Annotated in this window: 27 protein-coding genes and 2 pseudogenes; 14 read left to right on the top strand and 15 right to left on the bottom strand. The window is 71.9% G+C overall.

Features of this window, described 5'->3' with window-relative positions; translation table 11 throughout:
* From BLV72_RS32660 to uppS, 4 genes are all read left to right on the top strand, one after another.
* Nucleotides 1-240: a DUF397 domain-containing protein gene (locus BLV72_RS32660; RefSeq protein ID WP_014056733.1), complete on the top strand. Its 240-nt coding sequence runs from the start codon at nucleotides 1-3 to the stop codon at nucleotides 238-240.
* Between the two features lie 172 nt (nucleotides 241-412).
* Nucleotides 413-1,018, top strand: coding sequence for a hypothetical protein (locus BLV72_RS32655; RefSeq protein WP_093466842.1), 606 nt, complete (start codon nucleotides 413-415; stop codon nucleotides 1,016-1,018).
* A 65-nt stretch (nucleotides 1,019-1,083) separates the two neighbouring features.
* A complete protein-coding gene (locus BLV72_RS32650; protein ID WP_093466840.1) occupies nucleotides 1,084-1,896 on the top strand; it encodes an SAM-dependent methyltransferase in 813 nt (270 codons plus the stop codon).
* Between the two features lie 104 nt (nucleotides 1,897-2,000).
* On the top strand, nucleotides 2,001-2,819 hold the full coding sequence (uppS, locus tag BLV72_RS32645; protein ID WP_093466839.1) for a polyprenyl diphosphate synthase: 819 nt from the start codon (nucleotides 2,001-2,003) through the stop codon (nucleotides 2,817-2,819).
* A gap of 21 nt (nucleotides 2,820-2,840) precedes the next feature.
* Here the strand turns inward: uppS and BLV72_RS32640 are convergent, their stop codons facing one another.
* Nucleotides 2,841-4,067 carry an acyl-CoA dehydrogenase family protein gene (locus BLV72_RS32640; RefSeq protein WP_093466837.1) on the bottom strand — a complete coding sequence of 409 codons (1,227 nt, stop codon included), beginning with the start codon at nucleotides 4,065-4,067 and terminating at the stop codon, nucleotides 2,841-2,843.
* A 192-nt stretch (nucleotides 4,068-4,259) separates the two neighbouring features.
* On the opposite strand from BLV72_RS32640, the gene BLV72_RS32635 reads away from it, so the two are divergent.
* Nucleotides 4,260-4,916 carry a TetR/AcrR family transcriptional regulator gene (locus BLV72_RS32635; RefSeq protein WP_093466835.1) on the top strand — a complete coding sequence of 219 codons (657 nt, stop codon included), beginning with the start codon at nucleotides 4,260-4,262 and terminating at the stop codon, nucleotides 4,914-4,916.
* Between the two features lie 47 nt (nucleotides 4,917-4,963).
* Here BLV72_RS32635 and def read toward each other — a convergent pair whose 3' ends face one another.
* Nucleotides 4,964-5,521: a peptide deformylase gene (gene def, locus BLV72_RS32630; RefSeq protein ID WP_208905799.1), complete on the bottom strand. Its 558-nt coding sequence runs from the start codon at nucleotides 5,519-5,521 to the stop codon at nucleotides 4,964-4,966.
* Nucleotides 5,522-5,707: 186 nt separating this feature from the next.
* On the opposite strand from def, the gene BLV72_RS32625 reads away from it, so the two are divergent.
* From BLV72_RS32625 to BLV72_RS48185, 5 genes are all read left to right on the top strand, one after another.
* Complete coding sequence (locus BLV72_RS32625) at nucleotides 5,708-6,946, top strand: Mur ligase family protein (protein WP_093466832.1); 1,239 nt, start codon at nucleotides 5,708-5,710, stop codon at nucleotides 6,944-6,946.
* A gap of 32 nt (nucleotides 6,947-6,978) precedes the next feature.
* Nucleotides 6,979-7,707 (top strand): type 1 glutamine amidotransferase, encoded by a 729-nt coding sequence (locus tag BLV72_RS32620; RefSeq protein ID WP_093466830.1) that lies wholly within the window; start codon nucleotides 6,979-6,981, stop codon nucleotides 7,705-7,707.
* A 199-nt stretch (nucleotides 7,708-7,906) separates the two neighbouring features.
* On the top strand, nucleotides 7,907-8,932 hold the full coding sequence (locus tag BLV72_RS32615; protein WP_093466829.1) for a 6-phosphofructokinase: 1,026 nt from the start codon (nucleotides 7,907-7,909) through the stop codon (nucleotides 8,930-8,932).
* Nucleotides 8,933-8,992: 60 nt separating this feature from the next.
* A complete protein-coding gene (locus BLV72_RS32610) occupies nucleotides 8,993-9,943 on the top strand; it encodes a cytochrome c oxidase assembly protein (protein ID WP_093466827.1) in 951 nt (316 codons plus the stop codon).
* Nucleotides 9,944-10,061: 118 nt separating this feature from the next.
* Nucleotides 10,062-10,217 (top strand): hypothetical protein, encoded by a 156-nt coding sequence (locus tag BLV72_RS48185; protein WP_165449210.1) that lies wholly within the window; start codon nucleotides 10,062-10,064, stop codon nucleotides 10,215-10,217.
* 20 nt (nucleotides 10,218-10,237) lie between these two features.
* Here the strand turns inward: BLV72_RS48185 and BLV72_RS32605 are convergent, their stop codons facing one another.
* The 5 genes and pseudogenes from BLV72_RS32605 to BLV72_RS32585 form a co-directional block, all read right to left on the bottom strand.
* Nucleotides 10,238-11,698 (bottom strand): cytochrome P450, encoded by a 1,461-nt coding sequence (locus BLV72_RS32605; RefSeq protein ID WP_093466825.1) that lies wholly within the window; start codon nucleotides 11,696-11,698, stop codon nucleotides 10,238-10,240.
* Nucleotides 11,695-12,354, bottom strand: coding sequence for a GTP-binding protein (locus tag BLV72_RS32600; RefSeq protein WP_093466823.1), 660 nt, complete (start codon nucleotides 12,352-12,354; stop codon nucleotides 11,695-11,697). The genes BLV72_RS32605 and BLV72_RS32600 overlap by 4 nt, the downstream gene beginning before the upstream one ends.
* A pseudogene (locus BLV72_RS32595) lies at nucleotides 12,335-12,696 on the bottom strand (DUF742 domain-containing protein). Before BLV72_RS32595 ends, BLV72_RS32600 begins: the two are co-directional and overlap by 20 nt.
* On the bottom strand, nucleotides 12,693-13,112 hold the full coding sequence (locus BLV72_RS32590) for a roadblock/LC7 domain-containing protein (RefSeq protein ID WP_093466821.1): 420 nt from the start codon (nucleotides 13,110-13,112) through the stop codon (nucleotides 12,693-12,695). Before BLV72_RS32590 ends, BLV72_RS32595 begins: the two are co-directional and overlap by 4 nt.
* Nucleotides 13,105-14,652, bottom strand: coding sequence for a sensor histidine kinase (locus BLV72_RS32585; RefSeq protein WP_093466819.1), 1,548 nt, complete (start codon nucleotides 14,650-14,652; stop codon nucleotides 13,105-13,107). The genes BLV72_RS32590 and BLV72_RS32585 overlap by 8 nt, the downstream gene beginning before the upstream one ends.
* A gap of 265 nt (nucleotides 14,653-14,917) precedes the next feature.
* On the opposite strand from BLV72_RS32585, the gene BLV72_RS32580 reads away from it, so the two are divergent.
* A complete protein-coding gene (locus BLV72_RS32580; RefSeq protein WP_093466817.1) occupies nucleotides 14,918-15,973 on the top strand; it encodes an NAD-dependent epimerase/dehydratase family protein in 1,056 nt (351 codons plus the stop codon).
* Nucleotides 15,974-16,052: 79 nt separating this feature from the next.
* Here BLV72_RS32580 and BLV72_RS32575 read toward each other — a convergent pair whose 3' ends face one another.
* The 7 genes from BLV72_RS32575 to BLV72_RS32545 all read right to left on the bottom strand — a co-directional run bounded on the left by BLV72_RS32575 (nucleotide 16,053) and on the right by BLV72_RS32545 (nucleotide 23,058).
* A complete protein-coding gene (locus tag BLV72_RS32575) occupies nucleotides 16,053-17,696 on the bottom strand; it encodes an alpha/beta hydrolase (protein ID WP_093466815.1) in 1,644 nt (547 codons plus the stop codon).
* A gap of 128 nt (nucleotides 17,697-17,824) precedes the next feature.
* Entirely contained in the window at nucleotides 17,825-18,787 is a 963-nt protein-coding gene (locus BLV72_RS32570; protein ID WP_093466813.1) for an urease accessory protein UreD, read from the bottom strand.
* Nucleotides 18,784-19,476 (bottom strand): urease accessory protein UreG, encoded by a 693-nt coding sequence (gene ureG / locus BLV72_RS32565; RefSeq protein WP_093466811.1) that lies wholly within the window; start codon nucleotides 19,474-19,476, stop codon nucleotides 18,784-18,786. Before ureG ends, BLV72_RS32570 begins: the two co-directional genes overlap by 4 nt.
* 59 nt (nucleotides 19,477-19,535) lie before the next feature.
* Nucleotides 19,536-20,195, bottom strand: a complete 660-nt coding sequence (locus BLV72_RS32560; RefSeq protein ID WP_093466809.1) for an urease accessory protein UreF — start codon at nucleotides 20,193-20,195, stop codon at nucleotides 19,536-19,538.
* Nucleotides 20,196-20,713: 518 nt separating this feature from the next.
* Nucleotides 20,714-22,435, bottom strand: coding sequence for an urease subunit alpha (locus BLV72_RS32555; RefSeq protein ID WP_093466807.1), 1,722 nt, complete (start codon nucleotides 22,433-22,435; stop codon nucleotides 20,714-20,716).
* Nucleotides 22,428-22,739: an urease subunit beta gene (locus BLV72_RS32550; protein ID WP_093466805.1), complete on the bottom strand. Its 312-nt coding sequence runs from the start codon at nucleotides 22,737-22,739 to the stop codon at nucleotides 22,428-22,430. Before BLV72_RS32550 ends, BLV72_RS32555 begins: the two co-directional genes overlap by 8 nt.
* Nucleotides 22,740-22,755: 16 nt before the next feature.
* Entirely contained in the window at nucleotides 22,756-23,058 is a 303-nt protein-coding gene (locus BLV72_RS32545) for an urease subunit gamma (RefSeq protein ID WP_059145814.1), read from the bottom strand.
* A gap of 323 nt (nucleotides 23,059-23,381) precedes the next feature.
* Here BLV72_RS32545 and BLV72_RS32540 point away from each other — a divergent pair, with 323 nt between their 5' ends.
* On the top strand, nucleotides 23,382-24,335 hold the full coding sequence (locus tag BLV72_RS32540; protein ID WP_093466803.1) for a M28 family metallopeptidase: 954 nt from the start codon (nucleotides 23,382-23,384) through the stop codon (nucleotides 24,333-24,335).
* A gap of 48 nt (nucleotides 24,336-24,383) precedes the next feature.
* Here the strand turns inward: BLV72_RS32540 and BLV72_RS32535 are convergent, their stop codons facing one another.
* Nucleotides 24,384-24,698 (bottom strand): type II toxin-antitoxin system Phd/YefM family antitoxin, encoded by a 315-nt coding sequence (locus tag BLV72_RS32535; RefSeq protein ID WP_093466801.1) that lies wholly within the window; start codon nucleotides 24,696-24,698, stop codon nucleotides 24,384-24,386.
* Between the two features lie 74 nt (nucleotides 24,699-24,772).
* Between BLV72_RS32535 and BLV72_RS32530 the strand changes: the two are divergent.
* Both BLV72_RS32530 and BLV72_RS32525 read left to right on the top strand, forming a co-directional pair.
* A pseudogene (locus tag BLV72_RS32530) lies at nucleotides 24,773-25,407 on the top strand (ATP-dependent Clp protease proteolytic subunit).
* A 5-nt stretch (nucleotides 25,408-25,412) separates the two neighbouring features.
* Nucleotides 25,413-25,721, top strand: a complete 309-nt coding sequence (locus tag BLV72_RS32525) for a hypothetical protein (RefSeq protein WP_093466799.1) — start codon at nucleotides 25,413-25,415, stop codon at nucleotides 25,719-25,721.
* Nucleotides 25,722-25,767: the final 46 nt, after the last annotated feature.

Below are 25,767 nucleotides of genomic sequence, written 5' to 3'. Positions count from 1 at the left end.
ATGCACGACCCCGTCTACAGCGGAATGCCGGCCACGGACCTGGGCACGGAGGGCTGGGAGAAGCCCTGGAGCGGGTCCAACGGCGGCACCTGCATCGAGGCCAAGCGGCTGCCCGACGGGCGGGTCGCCCTGCGCCAGTCCACCGACCCGGCCGGGCCCGCGCTGATCTACACCCGCTCGGAGGTGGCGTCCTTCCTGGAGGCGGCGAAGTCCGGCGAAGCGGACTTCCTCATCGCGTAGCGGGGCCACGCACGGGCGACCCCTCGAAAACCACTACGCCCGCACAACCGCACAACCCCGCACCGCACTCCCGTCCCCGCCGTCCCGCCACGCACACTGAAGACGCCGTGGCGGGCGGCGGCGTCGTCCCCCTCGCAGAGCCGAGAGCTATGGGACCGACAGGATGCCGGAAATGAACCTCGACCATGCGGTGGCACAGCACCGCACACTGATCGTCGAGGGCTGCGACGGGGTCGGCAGGGACGCGCTGCTGGCCGGGCTCGCCCGTCGGCACGGCTACACCGTCACCCGCGCCTCCCCCGACCTCCCGCATGTGGACCCGGTCCGGCCGTACCGCGAACTCCTCCTGCACGGCGGGGCGCTCGCGGTCGACGCCGGGCTGGTCGGCGAGCTCGTCTACGGGCCGCTGCGCCGTGGCCACTCCCGGGTGACCTGGATTCAGGCGTTCGACTTCGCCGAGGCGGTGGCCGAGCGCCACGGCGCCTTCGTCCATGTGACGGCCCCGGTGCCGGTGCTGGAGGACCGGCTGGCCGCGCGCGGCGCCTCGGCGGCGGCCCTCGCGGAGATCGGGGCCGCGGTGACCGGCTATGACCACGCCTTCTCCACGCTCGCCGAGCACGCCCCGGTCCTCACCGTCGAGGAGCAGCCGGCCGCGAGCGATGGCCCGGATCCGGATCCGGGCCATGGCGAGACGGCGCCCGAGCCGCCGGTGTCCTCGTTCGCCCGGCCCCTCCCGCGCATCCGCTCCCCCGTGCCGTTCTGCGCCCAGCGTCGCTGAAGTCCCCGGCGCCGGGCTTACGTTGGTGCCCCGCGAACCGCATACGCACGGCAGGAGATGGCTCCATGACAGACGGCTCGTCCACCCCGGACCAGCAGGCCCTGAACAAGATCGACACCACGGTGCCGCATTCGGCCCGGATCTGGAACTACTGGATGGGCGGCAAGGACAACTACGAGGTCGACCGGATCGCCGGTGACGAGTACCGGGAGGTCGCCCCGAACATCGAGACCATGGCCCGCGCCTCGCGCGCGTACCTCATCCGCACCGTCACCCATGTGGCGGGCGACTGCGGGATCCGGCAGTTCCTGGACATCGGCACCGGGCTGCCCACCTACGACAACACCCACCAGGTCGCCCAGCGGGTGGCGCCCGAGGCCCGCATCGTCTACGTGGACAACGACCCCCTGGTGCTCCGGCACGCCCAGGCGCTGCTCACCAGCACCCGGGAGGGGGTGACCGACTACATCGACGCCGATCTGCACGAGCCCGAGCGGATCCTGGAGGCCGCGGCGAAGACGCTCGACTTCGACCGGCCCATCGCCCTGATGCTGATGGGCATCCTCGGCCACATCCAGAACTACGACGAGGCGGTGTCGGTCGTGCGGCGGCTGCAGGACGCCTTACCGTCCGGCAGCTACTTCGTGCACTACGACAGCACCGACACCGACCAGGCGCTCAAGGAGGCCCAGCAGGGCTACGACGACACCGGCGCCGTTCCCTATGTACTGCGCAGCGTGGCGCAGATCAGCCGCTTCTACGAGGGTCTTGAGCTGATCGAGCCCGGTATCGTGTCGTGTCCGCTGTGGCGGCCGGGCCCCTCCGAGACGGACATCGAGACCACCGATGTCCACGGGGGCGTGGCCCGCAAGCCGTGACGGCCGTGACGACCAAACGAATGGTTCGGCCACCGGGGAGGTAACCCCCGCCCCCGTCGCGTCGTCAGACACGGCGCCGGGAAGCTAGGCGGAGGGACGCGTGGGTGTTCGAGGTCGGAGCCTGGAGAGTGCCCTCCGTCAAGCGGCTGCTGCGGGCGTCGATCGAAGGGGCGCCCGCCGTCGTACGGCAACGCCGCGGCCCCCGGGAGGAGTCACCGGGGCGGCCGCGGCACCTGGCCATCATCATGGACGGCAACGGCCGCTGGGCCGCCCTGCGCGGCCTCTCCCGCACCCGCGGCCATCAGGCGGGGGTGCTGGCGCTGCCGCGGGTGGTGGACACGGCCCTGGAAGAGGGCATCGAACATCTGTCGCTGTTCTTCTTCTCCACCGAGAACTGGAACCGCCCGCGCGGCGAGGTGGCCGCCCTGATGCGGCTCACCGCCCAGCTCGCGGACGTCTTCCGGGGCTACGGCGAGCGGGGGGTGCGGCTGCGCTGGCTGGGCTCGGAGGCCCGGCTCCCCCGGGCCACGCTGGCCGCGCTGCGCCGCGCGGAGGCCGAGACGTGCGACAACCGCGCGATGACGCTGGCCTTCTGCTTCAACCACGGCGGCCGGGAGGAGATCGCCCACGTCGCCACCTGTCTGGCCCGCGCCTCGGCGGACGGCGCGCTGGACCCCGGGCTCATCGACGAGGCCCTGTTCACCCGCCATCTGCCGCATGCCGATCTGCCGGACATCGACATGCTGGTGCGCACCTCCGGGGAGCAGCGCATCTCCAACTTCATGCTCTGGCGGGCGGCCTACGCGGAGCTCTTCTTCGTGGACACCCTGTGGCCCGACTTCACCGGTGAGGAGCTCCGCGCGCTGCTGGCCGCGTTTGCCTCCCGGAAGCGGCGTTTTGGCGCGGGCGTGGGCCCGACCTAGCGGCTCGGGCCGCGGATCGGGTCAGCGGATCTGGACGCCGGAGAGGGTGCGGGCGATGACCAGGCGCTGGATCTCGCTGGTGCCCTCGAAGATGGTGTAGATCGCGGCGTCGCGGTGCATCCGCTCGACCGGGTACTCGCGGGTGAAGCCGTTGCCGCCGAGGATCTGCACCGCCTGGGCGGTGACCTCCTTGGCGGTCTCGCTGGCGAACAGCTTGGACATGGAGCCCTCGGCCGAGTCGAAGGGCTTGCCGGTCACGGCCATCCACGAGGCGCGCCACACCATCAGTCGCGCGGCGTCGATCCGCGTGCGCATGTCGGCGAGCTGGAAGGCGACGCCCTGGTTGTCGATGATGGGGCGGCCGAACTGCTGGCGGGTCTTGGCGTAGTCGAGCGCGACCTCGTACGCGGCGCGGGCGGTGCCGACCGCCATGGCGCCGACGGCCGGGCGGGACGCCTCGAAGGTGGCCATGGCGGCGTTCTTCAGCCGCTCCCCGCCCGTCTTGGCCCGCTCCCGGGCGCGCGCGAGGCGTTCGTCCAGCTTCTCCTTGCCGCCGAGCAGGCAGCTGCCGGGCACCCGCACCTGGTCGAGGACCACCTCGGCGGTGTGCGAGGCGCGGATGCCGTGCTTCTTGAACTTCTGGCCCTGGGACAGACCGGGGGTGCCCGGCGGGATGATGAACGACGCGTGGCCCTTGGAGCCGACTTCGGGGTCGACGACCGCGACCACCACATGGACATTGGCGATACCGCCGTTGGTGGCCCACGTCTTGATGCCGTTGAGGACCCATTCGTCCTTGGCCTCGTCGTAGACGGCACGGGTGCGCATCGAGCCGACGTCGGAGCCGGCGTCGGGCTCGGAGGAGCAGAAGGCGGCCACCTTCACGTCGTCCGGGTCGCCGTACATCTGCGGGATCCAGGTGCCGATCTGCTCCTCGGTGCCGTTGGCGAGGACGCCGACGGCGGCGAGGCCGGTGCCGACGATGGACAGCGCGATGCCCGCGTCGCCCCAGAACAGCTCCTCCATGGTCATGGGGATGCCGAGGCCGGTGGGGTCGAAGTACTGCTGGGCGTAGAAGTCCAGGGAGTACAGGCCGATCTTGGCGGCCTCCTGGATAATCGGCCAGGGGGTCTCCTCGCGCTCGTCCCATTCGGCGGCGGCCGGGCGCATGACGTCCGCGGCGAAGCCGTGGATCCAGTCGCGCACCGCCTTCTGATCGTCGTCAAGCTCGAACGAGAACTCCGCCATGACCCCTCCACGTGCTTATTACCTGCGGTAACCGCAGTCTGTTACCGCCCAGTAGACGATGTCAACTCCCCCGGGCACGCGGGCCCCGCGGCCCCCGCGGGTGTTACGTTGCGCAGAGCGCGGAGCGCGATCGCGCCGGGAAACGCGAGGCGCGAGAGCGCGAGTACGACATCGGGGGCGGGGAGGCAACGCATGCGGACCGGGACCAGCCAGCGGGACGACCAGCGGACGACGGCTCAGCAACGGCGCAAGGAGCTGCTGGAGGCCGCGGACCGGGTGGTGCTGCGCGACGGACCAGAAGCCTCGATGAACGCCATCGCCGCCGAAGCGGGCATCACCAAGCCCATTCTCTACCGCCACTTCGGCGACAAGGGCGGCCTGTACCGCGCGCTCGCCAAGCGCCACACCGACGCCCTGCTCGACTCGCTGCGCGCGGCCCTGGACGCGCCCGCCGAGGACCGCCGGCACCGCGTGGAGGCCACGCTGGACACCTATCTGGCGGCGATCGAGGCGCGGCCCCAGGTGTACCGCTTCCTGATGCACCCGGCCGACCACGGCCAGCAGGAGCCGGAGCAGGGCTTCGACGTCGGCCACCACTCCGCCCCGCTGCTGCGCAGGCTCGGCGAGGAGCTCGCCACGGTGATCGCCGAGCGGCTGGATCTGGGACCCGGCGGCGACGAGGTGGCCCGGGTCTGGGGCCACGGGATCGTCGGCATGATGCACGCGGCCGGTGACTGGTGGCTGCGCGACCGCCCGTGCGAGCGCGGCCAGTTGGTGCACCATCTCACCGATCTGCTGTGGGGACGGCTGTCGCTGGCGGAAGACCGGGTCGGCGCACCGGGCTTCTGAGCCCCCGGCCTCCACTCGCATCCCGCCGCGCTCCCGCCGGAGCGGCCCTATGCCCCGGCGCCGTCCGACGCCGCCCAGGGCGCCCGGCGGACCGCCCGCAGCACCCTGCGCAGCCGCAGCCCGGAGAGCCGGTCGAGGAACAGCCCGCCGTCCAGGTGGTCGCACTCGTGCTGCAGGCAGCGCGCGAAGAAGCCCGTGCCCTCGATCCGCACCGGCTCCCCGGTCATCGTCACGCCCTCGATCACCGCACGGTCGTAGCGCGGGGTGCCCGCCTCGATGCCCGGCAACGACAGACAGCCCTCCGGCCCACGCACGCTCACCCCGTCGGCCGCGGCCAGCCGGGGGTTGACGACATGCCCCAGATGGCGGTGGTCCTCGTCGTCCGGACAGTCGAAGACGAAGACCCGCAGCCCCACACCGATCTGATTGGCGGCGAGCCCCACCCCGTGCGCCGCGTACATCGTGGCGTACATGTCCTCGATCAGCAGGGCGAGCTCGGCGTCGAACGCCGTGACCTCCGCGCACGGCGCGCGCAGCCCCGGATCGCCGAGGAACCGCATGGGCCGCACCGCTCCGCGGCTGCCCGGTATCACGCCATGTCGCATGGCAGCCAAGCCTACGGGGCGGAGGAAGTGTCCTGCGCGGGTGACGGAATTCGGGACAGCCGCCGGATCTCGATAGGCTGCTACCCGACCGTGGCCTCCCGGCTGGCGATGCGGCGCGGAGGGGGCGTACCACCGGCGCCTCGGGGGGCAGGTGCGGCGCCGGTATGCGAGGAGGATCGAGAGACGATGGCAGGCAACTCAGAGCCGCTGTCGCCACGTGCCAAGCTGGCCGTGACGGCGGGCAGGGCCGCGGCGGCGGTGTCCAAGGCCGCGGGCCGCGGCAGCGGATCGGTGATCGGCGGCAAGGTGGCCCTGCGCCTCGATCCCGATCTGCTCAGCAGGCTGGCACAGCACCTGGACGTGATCCTGGTGTCGGCGACCAACGGCAAGACCACGACCACCCGGCTCATCGCCGAGGCGCTGCGGGCGGCCGGTCCGGTCGTCTCCAACGCGCTGGGCGCCAATATGCCGGCCGGTATCACCTCGGCCCTGGCCGGCGGCTCCGACGCCCGCTACGGCGTCATCGAAGTCGACGAGAAGTACCTGGCCGGCGTGGCGCGTGACACCGAGCCCAAGGCCATCGCGCTCCTCAACCTCTCCCGTGACCAGCTCGACCGCGCCGCCGAGACCCGGATGCTCGCCGAGAAGTGGCGCGAGGGCCTCACCGGCACCAAGGCGATCGTGATCGCCAACGCCGACGACCCGCTGATCGTCTGGGCCGCCTCCTCCAGCCCCAATGTGGTGTGGGTCGCCGCCGGGCAGGAGTGGAAGGACGACGCCTGGTCCTGCCCGTCCTGCGGCGGTGTGCTGCAGCGCCCCGGCGACGACTGGGTCTGCGCGGAGTGCGGCTTCCGCCGTCCGGTCCCCAGCTGGGCGCTGAACGGCGACTACGTCCTGGACCCGCACGGCGCGGCCTGGCCGATCCACCTCCAGCTCCCCGGCCGTGCGAACAAGGCCAACGCCGCCACCTCGGCCGCCGTCGCCGCCGCCTTCGGGGTGCCCCCGCAGGTCGCGCTGGAGCGGATGTACCAGGTCCAGGCCGTGGCCGGCCGGTATGACGTGGTCACCTTCCAGGAGCGCCAGATGCGGCTGCTGCTGGCGAAGAACCCGGCCGGCTGGCTGGAGACCTTCTCGCTGATCGACCCGCCGCCCACCCCGGTGATCCTCTCGGTCAACGCCCGCGGCGCCGACGGCACCGACACCTCCTGGCTGTGGGACGTGGACTACACCCGGCTCGCCGGGCACCCGATCTGCGTGATCGGCGACCGTAAGCTGGACCTCGCGGTGCGCCTGGAGGTCGCCGGGCTGGACTTCCGGGTCTGCGCGGACGCGGACGAGGCGGTGCGGATCTCCCCGCCCGGCCGCATCGAGACCATCGCCAACTACACCGCGTTCCAGGACCTGCGCCGCCGGGTCGGCAACTGACCCCCCGTACGAGAGGCACGAAGATGCGTAGCATGAGCCAGAACGGCCTGCGTCTGGTGTGGGTCTACCCCGACCTGCTGAGCACGTACGGCGACCAGGGCAACGTCCTGGTGGTGGAGCGCCGGGCCCGGCAGCGCGGGCTGGAGGTCTCCCGGCTGGACGTCCGCTCCGACCAGCAGATCCCCACCTCCGGGGACGTCTATCTGATCGGCGGCGGCGAGGACCGCCCGCAGCGGCTCGCCGCCGAGCGGCTGATCCGGGACGGCGGGCTGAGCCGCGCGGTGGCCAACGGCGCGATCGTCTTCTCGGTGTGCGCCGGGTACCAGATCCTCGGCCATGAGTTCATCAACGACCTCGGGCAGCGCCAGCAGGGCCTGGGGCTGCTGGACGTGGTCAGCACCCGCGGCGAGGGCGCCCGGTGCGTCGGGGACGTGCTGGCCGACATCGACGAGCGGCTCGGGCTGCCCCCGCTGACCGGCTTCGAGAACCACCAGGGCGTCACCCACCTCGGCCCGACGGCCCGCCCCTTCGCCCGGGTCCGGTTCGGCAACGGCAACGGCACGGGCGACGGTTTCGAGGGTGCCTACAACGACACCGTTTTCGGGACGTACATGCACGGCCCGGTGATGGCCCGCAACCCGCATATCGCGGACCATCTGCTGAAGCTGGCCCTCGATGTGAACGCGCTGCCGCCGGTCAACGACCAGTGGTACGAGGCGCTGCGCAACGAGCGGATCGCGGCGGCGTCCCAGCCCGCCTGAGCCACGGCCCGCTCGCCCGAGCGCCACTCGGACGCCGCTCGGGCGCCACTTCGCCGCCACTCGGGCGAAGGGTGCCCGCATGGCGGACATCCGACGGACGACCGCGCCCCCGCCGCCCGGCCGCTTGTAAGGTGGCCGAGTCCCGCCGGACGACGCGGTCCGGCCGTCGGCCCCCATCTCAGACAGAGGTATGCGTGCCATGCGCATTGGTGTGCTCACGTCCGGCGGCGACTGCCCCGGCCTGAACGCGGTCATCAGGTCAATCGTCCACCGCGCCACCGTCGACCACGGCGATGAGGTGATCGGCTTCCACGACGGCTGGAAGGGCCTGCTGGAGGCCGACTACCGCAAGCTCGACCTGGACGCCGTGGGTGGCATCCTGGCCCTCGGCGGCACCATCCTCGGCTCCACCCGGGTGCGCCCGGAGCATCTGCGGGACGGCGTGGAGCGGGCCAAGGGGCATGTGGCGGAGCTCGGCCTGGACGCGGTCATCCCCATCGGCGGGGAGGGCACGCTCAAGGCCGCCCGGCTGCTCTCGGACGCCGGGCTGCCGATCGTCGGCGTGCCCAAGACCATCGACAACGACATCGCCTCCACCGATGTGACCTTCGGCTTCGACACCGCGGTCGGGGTCGCCACCGAGGCCCTGGACCGGCTCAAGACCACCGCGGAGTCCCATCAGCGGGTGCTGATCGTCGAGGTCATGGGGCGGCACACCGGCTGGATCGCGCTGCACTCGGGCATGGCCGCGGGCGCCCACGCCATCGTCGTCCCGGAGCGCCCGTTCGACATCGAGGAGCTCACCAAGACCGTCGGGGCGCGGTTCGAGGCGGGCAAGAAGTTCGCGATCGTGGTGGTGGCGGAGGGCGCCAAGCCGCGCGAGGGCACGATGGAGTACGAGGCCGGCGGCAAGGACGTCTACGGCCATGAGCGCTTCGCGGGCATCGCCGGCCACCTCTCCGTCGAGCTGGAGCGGCGGCTCGGCAAGGAGGCGCGGGCGGTCATCCTGGGCCATGTGCAGCGCGGTGGCACCCCGACGGCGTACGACAGGGTGCTGGCCACCCGCTTCGGCTGGCACGCCGTGGAGGCGGCCCACCGCGGCGCCTTCGGCACGATCACGGCCCTGCGCGGCACGGACATCGACCTGGTGCCGCTGGCCGCGGCCGTGGAGCGGCTGAAGACGGTCCCCGCCGAGCGGTACGCCGAGGCCGAGTGCGTGCTGTGATCTGAGCGGTTCTAGGCTGGTGCGAGCACATTTCGTGCGCACCGGGAGGAGAACTTGCTGATGGATCACGGCGGGCACGGCATGATGATGGATTTGCCGCCGTTCACGCTGTCGCGCGGGTTGGAGTTCGGCGGCGATCCGTTCTTCCTGGTGGGCTGCGTGCTGGCGCTCGGGCTGTACGGCTGGGGCGTGGCGCGGCTGTGGCGGCGCGGTGACGCCTGGCCGGTGGGGCGCCTGGTCTCCTTCGTGCTCGGGGTACTGACCATCGCGGTCGCGATGTGCACCAAGCTGAACGACTACGGCATGGTCATGTTCAGCGTGCATATGGTGCAGCACATGATCATCAGCATGGTCTCGCCGATCCTGCTGCTGCTGGGCGCGCCCGTCACACTGACCCTGCGGGCCCTTCCGGCGGCCGGGCGTGGCCGCAAGGGGCCCCGGGAGCTGCTGGTCGCGCTGTTGCACAGCCGCTATATGCGGATCATCAGCCATCCGGCGTTCACCATCCCGCTGTTCATCGCGAGCCTGTACGCGCTGTACTTCACCTCGCTCTTCGACTTCCTGATGGGGAGCAAGGCCGGGCACATCGCGATGATGGTCCACTTCCTCGCGGTGGGCCTGGTCTTCTTCTGGCCGATCATGGGCGTGGACCCGGGCCCGCACCGGCCCGGCTATGTGATGCGGATGCTGGAGCTGTTCGCGGGCATGCCGTTCCACGCGTTCTTCGGCATCGCGCTGATGATGGCGTCCGAGCCCATGGTCGGCGTGTACGAGCATCCGCCCGCCCGGCTCGGCATCGACGCGCTGTCGGACCAGACCTGGGCGGGCGGGATCGCCTGGGCCTTCAGCGAGATCCCGTCGGTGATCGTCCTGGTGGCGCTGGTCTACCAGTGGTACAAGTCCGAGCAGCGCCAGGCGCGGCGCATCGACCGCACCGCGGACCGGGACGGCGACCAGGAGCTCGCGGCGTACAACGCCTATCTGGCCTCGCTCCAGTCCCGCAGCCGTTGAGTGCGGGGCCCTGCAGCCTGCTAGCGGCGGGGCCCCGGACCGCGAGACCATGGACCCGGGCCCTGAGCGGCCCGGGTCCTGGCGAAGGGGCGTCAGGACCGCCGTGAGGAGGTCGGGGATGCCCGGATCCGCTAAGACGATGACGGTGGCCACGGTGGGGGGCCTGGTGCTGGTGACGGCCTACACCGTGGCCCTGGGGAGCAACGGCTGGCTGTGGTTCAGCTGGGTGGTGCTCGGCCTGCTGACCGTGGGGGTCGTGGTGGCCCGGGGCTGAGCGGCGGGCCGCCGCCATCCCTACGGAGCGGATCCCGAGGGCCTGCCCAGCAGCCACCGCCATAACGCCACCCACCACGGGACGCGCCCGGGGGCCGTCGCCTCGGGCCCCCCGGTGGCCGCTTCCGGGGCCTCGTCCTCGGGCAGCCATCGCGGCCGAGGGGCGAAGAGGGTCGCGGAGGGGTCCTCCGTGCTCTCCGACTCGGGGCGGCGGGGCATGAACTCCGCCGGCAGCGCCACGAGATGGCGGGAGATCCAGGACGAGAGCCAGGTCAGCTCGGACTCGTCGACGGCCAGCCGCAGATCGGGCAGCCGCAGCAACAGGGTGTCGATGGCGGTGTCGGTGATGGCCCGGCCGATGTCCTGTCCCGGGCATTCATGGGGGCCGCCGCTGAAGGCGAGATGGGACCGGTTGCCGTACATCGGCGCGGCGATGTCGGGGCGGATGGCCGGGTCGACGTTTCCGGCGGCCAGCCCGAGCAGCAGCATGTCCCCGGCCTTGATCCGCTGACCGCCCAGCTCGGTGTCCCCGGTGGCCCAGCGGCCGGGGACGACCGTGAGCGGGGGCTCGTTCCACAGCACATGCTCGATGGCGTCCGGCAGGGTCATATGGCCACCGGCCAGTGAGGCGCGGAAGCGCGGGTCGGTGAGGACCATGCGCAGCGTGTTGGCCATCAGATTGGTGGTGGTCTCATTGCCGGTGAGCAGCACCAGTCGCAGATGCTGGACCACCTCCTCCTCGGTGAGGCCGGAGGGGTGGGCCAGCAGCCAGGACGCCAGATCCTCACCGGGGTCGGCGCGCTTGCGGTCCACCAGGCCCTGGAGGGCGTCGGTGACATACGCGTCGCTGCGCAGGGCCGTCTCGGTGCCCTTCATCAGGTCCCGGGTGGCCTCGACCAGCCGCGGGCCGTACTCGTCGGGCATGCCGAGGAGTTGGGTGAGGACGAGCATGGGCAGCTGCTGGGCGAAGGCGGTGACCAGTTCGGCGCCCCCGTCGGCACAGAAGTCGTTGACCAGCTGATGGGTGAAGCGGGTGACGTGGCGGCGGATGCCCCGGCGGTCCAGGCGCCCCATGGACTCGGTGAGCGCGGCCCGCAGCCGCTCGTGCTCGTCGCCGTCGGCGAAGGTGCACATGGGCTGCCATCCGACCACCGGCAGCAGGGGCGAGTCGGCGGTGATCCGCCCGTCCTTCCAGGCGTGCCAGTGGCGGGAGTCGCGGGAAAAGCGGGAGGGGGTGCGGGAGACCTCCAGGTTCTCGCGGTAGCCCAGCAGCAGCCAGGCCGGTATGCCACCGTCGAGCACGATCGGGGCCACCGGGCCGTGCTCGGCGCGCAGCCGCTCGTACAGGCCCATCGGGTCCTTCTCGTTCTCGGGCCCGAGGAGGTCCACCAGCCCGGCGTCGGACAGCGCGGGGTGGACGGGGCACCGGGTGGGCGGCAGGTCGGCCGTCCCGGTGCCGGGGTCGTCGGGATGAGAGGTCACGGTGTCTCCGGGGTCACGGTGTGAAGGGATTGCAGATGGCGCACGAGGGTGAGGAGGGTGTCGCGGCTGGAGGCCCGGTCGCGGGCATCGCAGTCGATCATCGGTACGGAGTCGGGCAGGTCCATGGCGGCACGCAGCTCCGCCATGGGGTGGACGGGGGCCTCGGGGAACACATTGACCGCGACCACGAAGGGCACACCGCGCTCCTCGAGCCGCCCGACCGCGTCGAAGCTGACCTCCAGACGGCGGGTGTCGATCAGGACCACGGCGCCGAGGGCGCCCTCGAAGAGGCCGTTCCACAGGAACCAGAACCGCTCCTGGCCGGGGGTGCCGAACAGATAGAGCACCAGCCGTTCGTTGAGGCTGATCCGGCCGAAGTCCATCGCGACGGTGGTCTCGGTCTTGCGCTCGATCCCGGCGATGTCGTCGACGCCCACACCGGCCTGGGTCATGGTCTCCTCGGTGGTCAGCGGGCGGATCTCGCTCACCGAGCCGACCATGGTCGTCTTGCCGACCCCGAACCCTCCGACGATCACCACCTTGACGGCGGCGGCCGCGGAGGCCGGGAGGGTGTCCTCGCTGCGCGGTCCGACGATTACTCCGGCTTCCCCGGATGCCTCAGCTTCCTCGGATGCCTCAGAGTTTCTGTAGTCCATGCATCACCGCCTGCAGCAGTTCGGGGTCGGGCAGCACTGCTGCCGGGACCGGCGCCCTGGCCTCCACCCGGCCATCCCCAGCAGCTCGGCGAGGATCACGGTGACGGTGGAGACGGGCAGGAGCAGATACGCGGAGATCTCCGCCACCGACAGGGGGAACGGGCACATCCTCAGCACGGCGGCGGTCTCGGGGGCCATCCCCGGCTCCGGTTCGGCGCGCGCCACGATCAGGCTGACGAGTTCGACGGGCCGCTGCCGGGGTTCATGCGGGGCGCGGCCCCGGCTGAGGGTGTAGAGCCGCTCTGGGCCGCCCTCGTCCCACGCCTTGCCGGACTCGCTCATGTCACCCGTCCGTCGACGCGCGGCGGACTGCTGAGGTGTTCGCCGAGCCGTGCGACCAGGTCTCTCATGCACTGGCCCATCAGCCCGGCATCCACGCTGTCCTCGGCGAGCACCGCCAGATACGAGCTGACGCCGGCCGCCATCAGATAGAAGAAGCCGCCGTCGACCTCGATGACGACCAGCCGCATCCGCCCGTCCCCCTCGGGGAATTCGGTGGCGATCGCACCGGAGAGGCTCTGCAGCCCGGCGCAGGCGGCGGCCAGTCGGTCGGCGGTGTCCTTGTCCGCACCGACCTGGGCCATGCACAGGCCGTCCGAGGACAGCAGGACCACGTGGCGGGTCTGCGGAACGCTGGAGGCCAGGTCCCGGAGCATCCAGTCCATGTTGAACCGCGGTTGCGTCACTTGCCTACTCATCCTTGTCCGACGGGAGCGGGGTGTTCGGGGTATCCGGGGTGCTGGGGGACTTCCGGGTGTCCGGCGCGGCCGTACCGGCGTCCGCCGCCGGGACCGGCTCGCCGTTGAGCCCCTTGGTGAAGGCGTCCAGCCAGATCCCCGGCTGCACGGGCGGCCCGGCCGGTTCGCGGGGCGCGGGGGGCGCGGCCGGGGGTCCGGAGTCGACCCTGATGGGCGGGGTGACCATCGGCATCCGGCGGCGGCGCTGCGGGAGTCCGGCACCGTTCTGCCGGAAGCCGGGGCCGGGGCGGCCCTGCACGATCGGGCCGGTGCGGGTGGGCGACGGCAGGGGCGTGGCCCGCTTGATGGGCTTGGGCGGCGGCAGTTTGGCCGCGCGGGCGATCGCGCCGCCGGGCGCGGGGGTGGGGCAGATGATGTCCTGCGGTACGACCAGCACCGCGCGCACCCCGCCGTAGGCCGAGGGCCGCAGCGAGACCTGGAACCGGTACTTCACGGCGAGCCGGCCGACCACGGCCAGACCGAGCCGCGGTGTCTCGCCCAGGTCGTTGAGGTCGAATCCGGTCGCCGCCTGGACCAGGACCGCGTCGGTGCGTCTGCGCGCCTCCTCCGACAGGCCCACCCCGGCGTCCTCGATCTCGATCGCGACCCCGGACTGGACCTCGATCGCGGTCAGATGCACCCGGGTCTTGGGCGGCGAGTAGCGGGTGGCGTTGTCCAGCAGTTCGGCCAGGGCGTGGATCAGCGGCTCCACCGAGGGCCCGACGATGGCGACGTCCGCCACCGAATGCAGATCCACCCGCTCGTATTCGAGGATGCGGGACATGGCGCCGCGGCAGACGTTGAACAGCGGCACCTCCTTCTGCCACTGGCGGCCCGGGCGCTGGCCGCCCAGGACCGCGATGGAGTCCGCCAGCCGGCCGATGAGGGCGTTGCCGTGGTCCAGGTGGAGCAGGTCCTCGAAGACGTCCGGGTCGGCGCCGTGCTTGTCCTCCATCTCCCGCACGTCCTGGGCCTGTTGGTGGACGATGGCCTGCACCCGGCGGGCGATGTTGACGAAGGCCCGCTGGCCCGCGTCCCTGAGGTCCTCCTCGGCCCGCACGGTCTCCAGCACCGACCGCAGCAGAAGCTCGTGGGTGGCGTCGAAGTCCGGGTCGAGGCGGGGCGCGTGGTCGATGGCCCGCATCGCCTCGTCCACCATGGCGCCGCGCTGCAGCCGGGTCACCGCCACGGGCAGCAGCTCCCGGGCCAGCCGCCGGATCGCCGTCTCCTGGTCCACCAGGCGCTGCCGCAGCCCGGTCTCCTGGGCCGTGAGCCGGGTGCGCAGCGTGGTGATCAGGCGACCGCGGCGCATCGCCTCGGCCGCCGCCAGGGCCACCGCGAACGTCGCCGCCACCCCGCACCAGGCGACCGTGGCCCGCGCCCCGGACGGGACCACGACGACGGCCAGGGCCGCGCAGAACGCCATCGCGGCGGGAGGGATGACCCATACGAGCGTGGAGGCGGGCCGTCGGCCTCCGGATGAGGTGCCGGCGAAAACCATGGACATCCTTAAAAACAGCGGAGAGAAAATGCGTGCGAAATGCGGGCGGTGAGCCAGCCCGTCATGGGCCCTGGAGCTTAGCGGTTTCGCCGACGCGCGAATCGAATATGCCTTTTTCTTCGAAACGCATCACGGCGAATTCAGAGAGCGCGAAAAAGCGATCATTTTGTATTTACCGTTTGACCGTGAATGATCGCGCCATGGGCGAATCTGCTCGTGGCGAAGGAGTCTGGGCAACGTGGCGCACGGGCCGTAGCGTCCCGGCATGACCACTGGCAGCGCATGTGTGATCGGGGCGACGGGACAGATCGGCCGGGCGGCGGTGCGCGCGCTCGCCGCCGACGGATGGCGGGTGCGGGCCGCCTCGCGCGGCGGGGGCCGCGACGAGAGCTGGCCCGCGTCCGTGGCCAGTGTGGCGGTGGACCGGGACGACGACGCCGCGGTGGCCGCGCTGATCGGGGACGGCTGCGATGTGGTGCTGGACTGCGTCGCCTACGGGCAGGCGCACGCGCGGCAGTTGCTGGGGCTCGCGGACCGCATCGGATCGGCGGTGGTGATCTCCACCGGGGCGGTGTACGAGGACGACCAGGGACGGGGCTTCGGGACCCAGGACCGGCCGGACGGCGCCCCCCGCTATCCGGTGCCGCTCCCCGAGTCCCAGCGGACCGTCCCGCCGGGCGAGGGCTACGGAAGCCGTAAGGTCGCGCTGGAGCGGGAGCTGCTGGCCGCCGGGGACCGGCTCCCGACAACCCTGCTGCGCGCGGGGGCGATCCACGGCCCGCACTGCCGTACGCCCCGTGAGCTGTACTTCGTCAAACGGGCGCTGGACAAGCGGCCGGTGCGGATCCTGGCGTACGGCGGCCGCAGCCGGTTCCATCCGGTGCATGTCGACAACGTCGCGGAGCTGGTGCGGCTGGCCGCCCACCGGCCCGGTTCACGAGTGCTCAACGCGGGCGATCCGCAGGCCCCGACGGTCGCCGACATCGCCACCGCCGTGGACGCGGTGCTGGGGGTACGCGGCGAGCTGGTGCTGATCGACGGGGAGCCGCCGCATCCGCATATCGGCAGCACCCCCTGGAGCCTTGCCCATCCGCTGGTCTACGACATGTCCGCCGCCGAACGGGAGTTGGGCTACCGCCCGGTGACCGGCTACATGGAATCGCTGCCGACGACCGTCGCCTGGCTCGCGGACCAACTGGCGGCCGCCCCGGACTGGCGCACCGCCTTCCCCGACATGGCGGCCGCCTACGACCCGATGGCCGATCTGTTCGACTACGCGGCCGAGGACGCGTGGCTGCGGAGCGGCGGACACGCGTCCTGATCACTTCGGGGGAACGGCGCCGGGCCCGTGCGTGGGGACGCACGGGCCCGGCCCTTCACCACATACCGCCGTTCGTCGACTACTTGACGAGGGCGGCGGCCTCCTTGGCGGCCTTCACGTCCTTCGCGGACGCACCCGACTTCGCGGGCACCGGCGTGGCGTGCGGAGCGCAGGTCACGTCCTTGGCGTCCACCGTGCCCTTGAGCAGGTAGGCGTCCACCCGGTCGTTGACGCACGGGTTGACCAGACCGGTGACCCCGTGCGAACCGGCGTCCTTCTCGGTGACCAGGCGCGAACCCTTCAGCCGCTTGTGCAGCTCCACCGCGCCCTCGTACGGGGTCGCGGCGTCCCGGGTGCTCTGCACGATCAGCGTCTTGGGCAGCCCCTTGGCGGCCCCCACCTCCAGCGGGGTGTGCTGCTTGGCACCCCAGGTGGCGCACGGCAGGTTCATCCAGGCGTTGGACCAGGTCAGGAAGGGGTAGTCGCGGTGGAGCCGGGTGTTGTCCCGGTCCCACTTCGCCCAGCTGGTCGGCCACTTGGTGTCGGCGCACTCGACGGCCGTGTAGACGGCGTTGCCGTTCTCCGAGGCGATGTTGCCCGCGGTGTCGGACATGTCCGGGCCCGCGGCCTCGACCAGCGCCTTCTCGTCGCCGGCGAGGTAGTCGCTCCACACCTGGGCGACGGTGGCCCACGACGAGTCGTAGTACGGAGCGCTCTGGAAGAGCCCGAGCAGCTCGGCCGGGCCCACGACCCCGCCGATGGGGCTCTTCTTGGCGGCCGCGCGCAGCGTCTCCCACTGCTTCTGGACCGCTCCGGGGGTGTCGCCGATGTGGTAGGCGGCGTCGTTCTCGGCGACCCACGCCTTCCAGTCGTTCCAGCGCATCTCGAAGGCGACGTCCTGGTCCAGGTTGGCCTGGTACCAGATCTTCTCCCGCGAGGGGTTGACCACGCTGTCCACGATCAGCCGGCGCACATGGGTCGGGAAGAGCGTCGCGTAGACGCCGCCGATGTACGTTCCGTAGGACACGCCCAGGTAGTTGAGCTTCTTGTCGCCGAGCGCGGCCCGGATGACGTCGATGTCACGGGCGGTGTTGGGCGTCGTCATATGCGGCAGCATCCAGCCGCTGCGCTCCTTGCAGCCCTCGGCGTACTCCCGGGCCAGCTTGCGCTGGACCCGCTTGTCCGCCTCGCTGTCGGGCACCGGGTCCAGCTTCGGCGCCTTGACGTACTCCTGCGGGTCCACGCAGGAGATGGCCGTGGAGTGGCCCACGCCGCGCGGGTCGAAGCCGACGAAGTCGTACGCCTTCGAAGTCTTCGCCCACAGCGGGTTCTTGGTGGTGACCCGGGTCGGGAAGCGCAGCCCGGAGCCGCCGGGCCCGCCCGGGTTGTAGATCAGCGAACCCTGCCGCTCGGAGGCGGAGCCGGTGTTGCCGATCCGGTCCACCGCGAGCTTGATGGTGCGGCCGTTCGGTTTGGCGTAGTCGAGCGGCACGGTGACATAGCCGCACTGGATGGGCTTGGCCAGCCCCCAGTCGGCCGGGCAGTCCGTCCAGTCGATGCCCTTCTTCGCGGCCTTGGCCGCGGCCACCGCCACGCCACGCGCCTCGGCGGCCCCACCGGGCGTCCGCTCCGAGGCCCCAGCCGTGGGGGCGGCCAGCGCACCGGTTATCAGCGCCCCGGTGATCACACCACCGGCCACGCCGAAGAGTGCTGTGCGTCTCACGTAGTAATCCCCCTGCTTTGTTGCGCCGCCTGGAGCGGCGATGATCACAGAGTGTCAGGCAGGATTCTTCTGTCTTGCTTACCGCCGAGTACAGGGCAAACCGCCGTTTCTTTATCAAGACGTGAACATCACCCCACGGCCGCGGCCGCCTCATCGAGGGCCCGGCGGAGCTGGATCGCGTCCGGCGCCACGGCGGTGGCCAGGGCGGCGGGGCCGGTCAGCGGCGTGAGGACGGCGGTCCCGGTGAGGGCGCGGGTGGCGAGCGGGCTCGTGGCGTAGGACGGGTCGACGACGAGGAGCTGGCCCACCGCGCGATGGCCGCCGAGCACCGAGCCGCCGTCCCAGCCCAGGGCGCCGGCGCCTGGGCCGGGGCCGGGGCCGTAGGAGATTTCCTGGTCGAGGAGGGGCCGCCCGGCGCGGTGGACGGTGAGGCGGGCCGTCAGATGACCCGGGGATTCGCCGGTACGGCCCAGGATCTGCTCCTCGCGCAGTACCAGGCGGGCGGTCGGGGCGAGTTCGACCCGGGTCGTCATGCGCAGATCGCTGCCCTGGGCGGAGATGAGGGGCTCGGGCAGCCAGTGCAGGGTCGCGCCGTCGGCGACGGTCAGCCGGATCTCGTAGCGGGCGGGCCGGCCCGTCCGCCCGGGCAGGGCGACGGTGGCCGCGGCGGAGCCGATACGCAGCCGAGCGCCCGGCCCGGCGGTCGCCTCCAGGGCGATCCGGTCCCCGCCGAGGGGCGCGCTCATGGCACCGACCACGGTCACGCGCGCCTCCCCGCTGACGGCCCGGGTACGCCGCAGCGCGAGCGGGCCGTCCCCGACGAGGACGGGCAACGCGGTGCCACCACGCCCATCCACCTCGGCGAGGATGCGGGCGGTGGCCTGTACGGCGGTGGCTGGGGTGTGTGGGGTGCCGGGGGTGCGTGGGGTATTGGGGGTGCGTGGGGTGCCGGGGGTGGGCCCCGTATCTGAGCTGCCCGAGCGGCGCCCGGACGTCCGCGGGGTGGGGTGCGGCCGTGCCTCGCCCGATGCGGCCGGGCCACCCGCCCAGGGCGGCTCCGCGCGGGCCGCGGCGTCCGGGGCGGGCGTCATGCCGCCGCCGTCCAGGCGGCCAGGCGTGCGTGGACCCAATCGGCGATGGGGCGGACGCCGTCCTCGGCGACCAGGGAAGTGAAGGCGACGGGGAGTTCACCGCGCTGGGCCTTGGCGTCGCGGGCCATGCGCTGCAGGTCGGAGCCGACGTACGGGGCGAGGTCGGTCTTGTTGACGACGAGCAGATCCGCGGTGGTCACACCGGGGCCGCCCTTGCGGGGGATGTCGTCGCCGCCCGCGACATCGATGACGAACACCTGCGCGTCGACCAGACCCTTGGAGAAGGTCGCGGTGAGGTTGTCACCACCGGACTCGACGAGGATCAGATCGAGCGGACCCACAGCCTCCTCGAGCTCCTCGACCGCCTCCAGATTGGCCGAGATGTCATCGCGGATCGCGGTGTGCGGGCATGCGCCGGTCTCCACGGCGGTGATGCGCTCGGCGGGCAGTACGGCGTTGCGCAGCAGGAACTCGGCGTCCTCACGGGTGTAGATGTCATTGGTGACGACGGCGACGGAGAGTTGGTCGCGCAGCGCCCGGCAGAGCGCGGCGACGGTCGCGGTCTTGCCCGAGCCCACCGGTCCGCCGAGGCCGATGCGCAGCGCCCGGCGGGTGCCGTCGGGGCGGTGGGGGTCGGCGGCGCCGTAGGTGTGGCGCGGGGGGTAGGTGTCCGCGTGATCGAGATGCATGACGGCTCCGGTGTTCCAACGGGGTGCGGGGGGATACGGGTCGCGGCCAACTGCCCCGGTCATGAGGCGAAGAGGCGTACGGACCAGGTGGCGTGCTGTTCGGCGGCGATGTCGAGCAGGGGTGCGGAGGCGGCGGGCAGCGCGCCCGGGCCGTCGTCGAGGGCGCGCCGAGCCGTCTCGGCGGCGCGGGCCGCGACGTGGTCGAGTTCGGGGGCGAGGCGGGCGAGGACGGCGGTGGCGTGGAAGGGGTCCAGGCTGAGCAGCCGTACGGCGGCGGTCGCGGGCCCGCTCACCGCCTCGTACCCGGCTGCGTACGCGGCGTCCGACGGCCCGAGTCCGGCGGCGCGCGCGGTGAGTCCGAGCACCACGGGCTGATGCGCCCCGCGCGGCCGGGCGGCGGCGAGGGCGTCCAGCTCGGGCGACGGCCAGGTGGCCCGGGCGGCGCGCATCAGCTGGCGCCCGAGCCGCCGGGCGGTGGCCCGCAGCGCGGGAGCTGGGGTACGGGCGTCCGCCGCCTCGTCCAGCGCAAGCGGGTCGAGCCCGGCAGCGGCCGCGGCCGCGAGCCCGGCCGCGGTGAGCCCGACGGTGTGCAACCGACCCCGGCAGAACGCCTCCAGGGAGGCCGCATCACGGATCCGGCCCGCCGCGACGGCAGCCTCGGCCCCGCCGGAATGAGCATGGCCCCCCGCCGGGAACCGCCCATCGGCAAGGATGAGCAACGCGGCGACCCCACCGCGGGCTTCACCGCGAACCCCACCGGACGCTTCACCCCGGTCCCTATCGCGGGCTTCGCCCTGATCCCCACCCGGCGTGTCGACCCGGACCTCACCGGGCGCTTCCCCTCGGACCCCGCCGGGGTCCACGCCCCTGCCCCCACGGGCTTCGCCCCGGACTCCAGCGGGCACTTCGCCCCGGATCCCACCAGGGGTGTCGCCCCGAACCCCACCACGGGCTTCGCCCTCAACCCCGCCGGGGTCCACGCCCCCGCCTCCGGGCCCCTCTTGCGCGGCCCGTGGCCCGGCCCCCGCCGCTCGCCCGACGGGCATGCCTTCCGCCGCCCGGCGGGCCGGATGCGGTCCGTCCGGGGGCGGGTTGCCGGGGGTCCAGGGGGCGCAGCCCCCTGGTTGCGGGAAGGGGCGGGGCTGGGGAAAGTCCGCCGGCGGACCACCCGTGGCCGAACCACCGCCGTCCCCAGACGTCGGCGGCGGGATCTCGTTCGTGGTCATGACGGGCCCCGTCAGAAGAGGAAGTACCGCTGGGCCATGGGAAGTTCCGCCGCCGGAGCCGGTTCCACGGGCTCGCCGTCGATCGTCACCGTAAACGTGTCGGGGTCGACCTCGACCCGTGGCAGGGCGTCGTTCTCCCGCATGTCCGCCTTCGTCACCCCCCGGGTGGAGCGGATCGGGGCGAACCGCTTACCGAGCGCCATCCGGTCCACCAGCCCGTCGTCCAGCGACGTCTGGGTCACGAAGTTGACCGAGCCCGTGGCCGCCGCGCGGCCGAGCGCGCCGAACATGGGGCGCGGCAGGACGGGCTGCGGGGTCGGGATGGAGGCGTTGGCGTCGCCCATCTGCGCGTAGGCGATCTGTCCGCCCTTGATCACCAGTTGCGGTTTGACGCCGAAGAACGCGGGGTCCCACAGCACGAGATCGGCCAGCTTCCCGGTCTCGATGGAGCCGATCTCCCCGTCGAGGCCCTGTGCCACCGCCGGGTTGATGGTGTATTTGGCGACATAGCGACGTGCCCGGTGGTTGTCGGCGCGGCCGTCGCCGGGGAGGGCGCCGCACCGCCGCTTCATCACATGCGCGGTCTGCCAGGTGCGCAGCACCACCTCGCCGATCCGTCCCATGGCCTGGGAGTCGGAGGAGATGATCGAGATCGCGCCGAGGTCGTGCAGCACGTCCTCGGCGGCGATGGTGCTGGGCCGGATGCGGGACTCGGCGAAGGCGAGGTCCTCGGGGACGGCCGGGTTGAGGTGGTGGCAGACCATCAGCATGTCGAGGTGTTCCTCGACGGTGTTGACGGTGTGCGGGCGGGTCGGATTGGTGGAGCTGGGCAGCACATGCGGCTGGGAGACCACGGTGATGATGTCGGGTGCGTGCCCGCCGCCCGCGCCCTCGGTGTGATACGCGTGGACACAGCGCCCGGCGATGGCGGCGAGGGTGTCACTGACGAAGCCCGCCTCGTTGAGGGTGTCGGTGTGGATGGCGAGTTGGGCGCCGCTCTCCTCGCAGACGCCGAGGCAGGCGTCGATGGCGGCGGGGGTCGCTCCCCAGTCCTCATGGATCTTGAATCCGAGGGCTCCGCCGCGCAGTTGGGACCACATCGCCTCGCGCGAGACGGTATTCCCCTTGCCGAGGAGTCCGATGTTGACCGGGTATCCCTCCAGCGCCTCGAACATCCGGGCGAGATGCCAGGGGCCGGGGGTGATGGTGGTCGCCTTGGTGCCCTCGGCGGGTCCGGTGCCGCCGCCGACGAGGGTGGTGATCCCGGAGCAGAGCGCCTGGTCGACGAGGGTCGGGGAGATGAAGTGGACATGGGCGTCGATGGCGCCCGCGGTGAGGATCCTGCCGTTGCCCGCGATGACCTCGGTCTCGGGCCCGATGACGAGGTCGGGATGGACGCCGTCCATGGTGTCGGGGTTCCCGGCCTTGCCGATGCCGGTGATACGGCCGTCACGCAGGCCGATATCCGCCTTGACGACGCCCCAGTGGTCGAGCACGACCGCGCCGGTGATCACGGTGTCGGGGGTGCCCTCGGCGCGGGTGGCGCGGGACTGGCCCATGGATTCGCGGATCACCTTGCCGCCGCCGAAAACCGCCTCGTCCCCGGCCCGGCCGGGCCCGCCGCTACGGTCCTCCTCGATCTCGATGAACAGGTCGGTGTCGGCGAGCCGGATCCGGTCCCCGGTGGTGGGGCCGAAGAGATCGGCGTACGCCGCGCGGTGGAGCTCAGCCATCGAGCCGTCCTCCCGTCTCCCCGCGCAGCCCCGGCACGATCCGCTCCCCCGCGATCGGGATCAGGGCGACCTCGACGGGGATGCCCGGTTCGAAGCGCACGGCGGTGCCCGCGGCGATGTCCAGCCGCTTGCCGCGGGCGGCGGCGCGGTCGAAGTCGAGGCCGGGGTTGGCCTCCGCGAAGTGGTAGTGGGAACCGACCTGGACGGGCCGGTCGGCGGCGTTGAGCACGGTGAGACGGGTGACGGGCCGCCCCTCGTTGAGGGTCACCGGCTCATCGGCGTGGCGGATCTCTCCGGGGATCACGGATACGCCCCTCCCGTCAGGCGATCGGCTGATGGACGGTGACCAGCTTGGTGCCGTCGGGGAAGGTGGCCTCGACCTGGACGTCGTGGAGCATCTCGGGGACGCCCTCCATGACCTCGTCACGGGTGAGCACCTGGCGGCCGGAGGCCATCAGCTCGGCGACGCCGCGGCCGTCCCGGGCCCCCTCCAGGATGTGGGCGGTGATCAGCGCCGTCGCCTCGGGGTGGTTGAGGAGCACGCCCCGGGCCCGTCGCTTCTCGGCCACGTCGGCGGCCACATGGATGAGCAGACGTTCCTGCTCATGTGGGGTCAATCGCATGCTTCCCACCTCATCCCCTCATCTTCGTACCGCCCGGCGGAAACCACCCGCTCAGCACGGGCCGGGGCGGCTCGCACCCGGCCTGAGCAGGCTAGTTCCGTGGCGTTTCGTCAGCGTTAACTGATCAGCCCCCATCGCCGCTGGTCAAGCCGGTCGGGCGGGTCTCGGACAGGCTCCGCCCCGGCACCCGATTTCCGCTCGGCGGACCCCTGTGTCCGCCTATCGCACTTGACGGCCCCGCCGCGTACCCCCGATTCTCATCACCGCACCACCATGATTCACCTGCTCCGCTCCAACCCCCCACATCACAACGGAGCCCAACTGTGAAGCGAATAGCGTCATTTCGCCGTGGAACCCTCGCGGCGGCAACCGGTGCCGCGCTCACCGCGGCCCTGCTGACCGGCGCCTCCGGCGCCGAGGCCACCATCAACAACCAGGCCGCGGCCCCCGACGTGGACGTCGCGGCGGTCAAGGCCGACCTGGGCGAACTGCAGTCCATCGCGGACGCCAACGGCGGCAACCGCGCCCATGGCCAGCCCGGCTACCAGAAGTCCGTGGACTTCATCAAGGGCAAGCTGGACGAGGCCGGATTCACCACCTCCGTGCAGGAGTTCACCTCCGGCGGCAAGAAGGGCTACAACCTCATCGCCGACTGGAAGGGCGGCGACGAGGGCAAGGTGGTGATGGCCGGATCCCATCTCGACTCGGTCGAGGCCGGCCCCGGCATCAACGACAACGGTTCCGGCTCGGCCGCGATCCTCGAGGTCGCGCTCGCCGTGGCCAAGGCCGACCTCCAGCCCACCAAGCACCTGCGGTTCGCCTGGTGGGGCGACGAGGAGGACGGCATGGTCGGCTCGACGCACTACGTCGACAGCCTGGCGGACGACGACAAGTCGAAGATCGACTCCTACCTCAACTTCGACATGCTCGGCTCCCCCAACCCGGGCTACTTCGTCTATGACGACGACCCGGAGCTGGAGAAGGTCTTCACCGACTGGTACGCCGCGAAGAACATCTCCACCGACCCGGAGACCGAGGGCGACGGCCGCTCGGACCACGCCCCGTTCAAGGACGCGGGGGTGCGGGTCGGCGGTCTGTTCACCGGTGCCGAGGCCACCATGAGCCAGGAGCAGGCCGACAAGTGGGGCGGCACGGCGGGCGAGGCGTTCGACCCGTGCTACCACTCCGCCTGCGACAAGACGTCGAACATCGACGACAAGGCACTGGACCTGAACACCGACGCCATCGCCAACGCGATCTGGACGCTCAGCTCCTGACGAGCGTCCCCGCACCCGACCGGCGCTGAGCCGGTCCTGTCCCGTCCGTCACTCCTCGCGGCCCGGACGCCGATCCCCGGCGTCCGGGCCGTTGTGTTCCGCCGCGATGCCGAAGCGCCGCCGTTCGCCCGGAGCGGACGAGGTGGGGCGCATCGATGACACGGTGCTGATCACCTGCTCCTCCGCGCGTCCCTCCGCGTCCGCCGCGATCTCCTCCAGCCGCTGCAGGTCAGCGGCGGAGACCAGGGCGACAAGCGGCTTCCCGTGGCGCGTGACGACCACCCTCTCGCCGCCGTACACCACGCGGTTGATCAGCTCCGCGAGCTCTGCACGGGCTTGCGTCACCGGAATCTCGTAAGCCATGCTCCCATCATATCGGGATGTACATCCTGTACATTTTTTACGGAGCCAAGCCCACGACGCCGAGAGGTGACGCGATGGAACGATCGACCGCGCGCTATGTCCTGCCCGAGTTCACCGAGCGCACCAGCTCGGGGACGCACACCATGGACCCGTACTCCAAGCTGCTCTCCGAGCGCATCGTCTTCCTCGGCACGCCCATCGACGACACCGCCGCCAACGATGTGATCGCGCAGCTGATCCATCTCGAGCACGCCGCGCCCGAGCAGGACATCTCGCTCTACATCAACTCGCCCGGCGGCTCGTTCGGGCCATGACGGCGGTCTACGACACCCTGCACTTCATCTCCTGCGACATCGAGACGATCTGCCTGGGCCAGGCCGCCTCGGCGGCCGCCGTGCTGCTGGCCGCCGGCACCCCGGGCAAGCGGCTGGCCCTGCCGGGGGCGCGGATCCTCATCCACCAGGCCGCGTTCGCCGAGCCGGTCGAGGGCACCACCTCCGATCTCGAGATCCAGGCCAATGAGCTGCGGCGCACCCAGGAGATGCTCGAGCAGATGCTGGTGCGGCACACCGGCCAGAGCGCCGAGCGGATCCGGGCCGATATCGACCGCGACAAGATCTTCGACGCCGAGGGCGCGGTGGCGTACGGGCTGGTGGACCAGGTCACCCAGAGCCGTAAGCGGCCGGGCACGCCGCTGCGGGCGAGGTGAGCGCGGTGCTGCCACCGGAGCTGCCCCCGCTGCCCGCGCTCACCCGCGCGGAGGGAAGCGTCGTGGACGGCTATCTGGACGTGGTCGATCTGCTGGGCCGGATCAACCCGGCGCGCGGCAGCGACACCTACGGCGGTCTGCGGGCCGCCCAGGCCCTGGTGGGGAAGGCCACCGCACTGCGGGACGCGCTGGCGCTGATGCATGAGCGCGGGGAGAGCGAGCTGCACACCGCGACGCTGGCCCGGGCGCTGCGGGTGCTGGACGGGGAGCGGCGCGCGGAGCGGGTCACGCTGCCCCCGGCGCTGCGCGCCTGAGACGCGCCCTCGAGGGCGCGGGGCCGTCGCCCGTCGAGGGCGCGGA

It is taken from the genome of Streptomyces melanosporofaciens (assembly GCF_900105695.1).
Lineage (GTDB): Bacteria > Actinomycetota > Actinomycetes > Streptomycetales > Streptomycetaceae > Streptomyces > Streptomyces antimycoticus.
Note: the sequence above shows the minus strand (reverse complement) of the source record. Positions and strands in the feature narration are given on the sequence as shown.